Below are 3,112 nucleotides of genomic sequence, written 5' to 3' on the forward strand. Positions count from 1 at the left end.
TTGACTTCCTCTATGCGGCAGGCCATAGTGATGAAGGCATCGCTCACCCCTTGCCATGGTCGAATGGGGACAGACGATAGTTTTGGCTCAGCTGGCCAATCGTGTTCACCAGGTATTATAATTGTTTTTGGGTAAGCCTAACAACCAAAACGTTACCAAAACAAAGATAGCGCCGGCAAGCCAGAAAGGAGCTCGCCATGCTTCGTATCGTCTGTTTGGGCGACAGCATTACTTATGGATACCCATACGGGCCAGAGACCTCCTGGGTGGCGCTGACCGAACAGAAGTTAAACCAGTACTTGGCTACGAGCCGGATGGGCAACCTGGCTCAGGGGACCACCAGCAAGCAAAGCGCAACCAACCCCGTGGTACAAATGATCAATAGAGGCGTGAACGGAGAGACTCTGGGAGAAATGCGGGAGCGGTTCAGCCGGGACGTAGTCACCACTCCCAGGCCGACCCACGTCATAATAATGGGTGGTACCAACGACGCTTGGTGGGGCTGGTCCTCAAAGGAATCGCAAAAACACCTTGAAGCCATGGTGGCCGAAGCCAAGCGCCATGGGATCCAGCCCTTGGTAGGAGTAACCATCCCCATATGCCGAAAATTGGTGGAAAGAGAATTCGCCATCAGCCAGGAGGAAATACAGGTGATGGTTGACTGGCTAGATTCTTTTCGGGAGTGGCTGCAAAGGACTTCTCCGGCACCCCTGATCGATTTTTACAGCGCCCTTTGGGACGCCGGAGCCTTGGATGGTCGGGCCGAATACTTTAGCGATGGCGGCCATCCCAACCGGGCCGGTTATGCGGCCATGGCCGAAGCAGCATTCCGGGCTCTGTCTTCTTTGCTGGTACCGCCTACGTATTAGCAGTGGACGCATCTAACCAGCATACTCACACGGCAGCGATGGCTTTTTTCATTTCTTCCAGGCTCGCCACTTTGATGCTCATTTTTAGCAGAGACTTGAGGGTGGTTGAACTCTCAATCTGGTTTATGGCTTGGATGATTTCTGGATCCACTTCACCAAACCGCTCCTTAAGCACATCCAGGATATCGCCCCGGAGGGCCTCAATCCTACCTTTCTCAATGCCCTTCTCGACGCCCTCGTTATACCACTCTTGGACGAAGCTTGACTCTTTGACGTACATCAGGATCTCCTCCCGAAAGAGCCTCATTAAGGTTTCCCGATCAAAGTAGCGCTCGGCTACAGTTAAGGCAATGGAGAGGCTGTCGGCCCGCCGTCTGCTATCCGGTTCCGCTAAGATCAATTCTTTAGTACGGTAGAGGACGCTCACATCCTTCTTTTCAGCTAGCATGCTGAGCAAGGGAGCAAACTCTTTTAGCCGGCCTTGGCTGATAGCCTCATAATAGTCCCACAGCTTAACTACCTGGTAGGTGAAGCTTGTTACCACCAGGTTATTTAATTCTACTACGTAGGCTTGGGGTAGGTTATTATAGTTTGCCCTTTCCAAATAGATGGCTACCGGGATTACCGGCAGGCCGTAGCTTTCGGTGAGAAAAGCAGCATACTTAAACATTCTTTCCGGCATGTCCGGCTGGTGGCGGAGCTGAAACTCAAGATGCAAGAGATACTCCTTATGGCCCAGCTTCAACTGGTAGACGCTATCCAGTCGTTTCTCGGGAATGTTGACCTCGGGGTTTTCAAGGAACTGGAGCCGCCATCCTTGGCCTTCTATGCCTAGTTGGCCCAAGGTTAACCTTACAAAGGCGTCAGGATATTCTCTAGCCAGGACCTTCAGGCTGCGGTCAATTACTGCGGATGACAAGGTTTCTCCTCCGTTCGGTTCTAAGAGAATTATAACATGGATGGGGGAGGCATAGTAGCCCCAGTGGTGAAGGCTTATCCCCCAGCCATTTCCGCCGCAATAAAATCAAGGACTTGCCTAAAAGCGCAAGCTAGGTCTGGGCTAAGATGACTTTCCACCACATACTCCTGTTTACCATGATGAAGATGATGGGGAAATGAGATGGGGATACTCGGCAGAGGCAATGGCCTGAAGGTCGCCATAGATATCCAAAGACTTATTCACCGTCCGGGTCAAGCTCTTTTAGAAGGTCTCGGCAGCGCTTCAAATGCTCATCAGTCTGTTCCCAAGCTATAAGATCCTCCCACGCAGGATGGCTCGGTATTTTTTTGGAGCGAATCTTTTCTTCCAGTTCCTGGTGCTCGGAAACAGCGTAGGTCCGCTTGAGGTTATCAATCATTTGCTCATTCTGGCTAATTTGCTCCTGGATAAACTTAGCTAATCCCTTGGAGACAATGTTTTGAACCGGCAATTTAAAGAGTCGCGAAGCCTCATATATGACCTCTGGCCACTCAACACTCATTGCTTGATCACCCCAAATCGATTATAACATTTTTACTGAACATGGCTATAGCCGTTAGTCGCAAAGGAGTCGCTCAGTTCTGAGAGGGTTATAACCATGGATCGGAAGGGTATAGTAACCTCCGCTGGCTTACGGTTAGTGTCCACCCCAAGCGGGAAGGAGTGCTTGAGTGAAGTGTTGAAGTTGAGAGGGACAAAATGGCTACCATGGGCGCATTTCCTGTCCAGGCCTGTTCAGGCGAGAATATTAATCTACCGGACTGCCAAAAGGCACGGCAGTCAAGTCGCGGAAAAACTGCCGGGCCAAGGGGTAATAATCGAAGTAATCACGCCAGGTAGCTTCTAGGAAGGCGTAGCGGGTAGGTTCATCGCGGGAAAAAAGCAGTTCACCCCGGCTGACGTGATATCGGAGAGGCAAAGAGGAATAATTCAACACTCTCAGATCTACAGGTAGGCCTGCTAATAGCTCAAGATCTATTCCTTTTCTTAGCTCGTACTGCTGCATTTCCCTGCCTGAGAGTCTTTCTTGGTGGAGGTAAATGCCAACATCAATATCGCTGAAAGGTAAACCTTCGCTAAAAGAACCATACAGATAGGCAAACAAGACTTCTGGATAATCACGCAGGCGAGCTGTCAATAATTTCACGTACTGATTTCTTTCCGATGGCGATAAATCATGCTTCTTGCCCTTCACGTTCCACCGCCTCATTTACAACTTGGCAACCTGGGTTCCGCAACCCCAGGCCGGCTGAGACAATATTTT

General features: G+C 50.4%; 4 protein-coding genes. 1 reads left to right on the forward strand and 3 read right to left on the reverse strand.

Annotated elements, in window-relative coordinates:
* The first annotated feature begins 197 nt into the window (after positions 1–197).
* Entirely contained in the window at positions 198–869 is a 672-nt protein-coding gene (locus H5U02_14860) for a GDSL family lipase (protein ID MBC7343701.1), read from the forward strand.
* Positions 870–894: 25 nt separating this feature from the next.
* On the opposite strand, the gene H5U02_14865 is transcribed toward H5U02_14860, so the two are convergent.
* The 3 genes from H5U02_14865 to H5U02_14875 form a co-directional block, all read right to left on the reverse strand.
* A complete protein-coding gene (locus H5U02_14865) occupies positions 895–1,788 on the reverse strand; it encodes a hypothetical protein (GenBank protein MBC7343702.1) in 894 nt (297 codons plus the stop codon).
* A 256-nt stretch (positions 1,789–2,044) separates the two neighbouring features.
* Positions 2,045–2,350, reverse strand: a complete 306-nt coding sequence (locus H5U02_14870; protein MBC7343703.1) for a hypothetical protein — start codon at positions 2,348–2,350, stop codon at positions 2,045–2,047.
* Positions 2,351–2,596: 246 nt separating this feature from the next.
* Positions 2,597–3,058 carry a nucleotidyltransferase domain-containing protein gene (locus H5U02_14875; protein ID MBC7343704.1) on the reverse strand — a complete coding sequence of 154 codons (462 nt, stop codon included), beginning with the start codon at positions 3,056–3,058 and terminating at the stop codon, positions 2,597–2,599.
* Positions 3,059–3,112: the final 54 nt, after the last annotated feature.

It is taken from the genome of Clostridia bacterium (assembly GCA_014360065.1).
In the GTDB taxonomy this organism is placed as follows: Bacteria; Bacillota; DSM-521; order Neomoorellales; family JACIYF01; genus JACIYF01.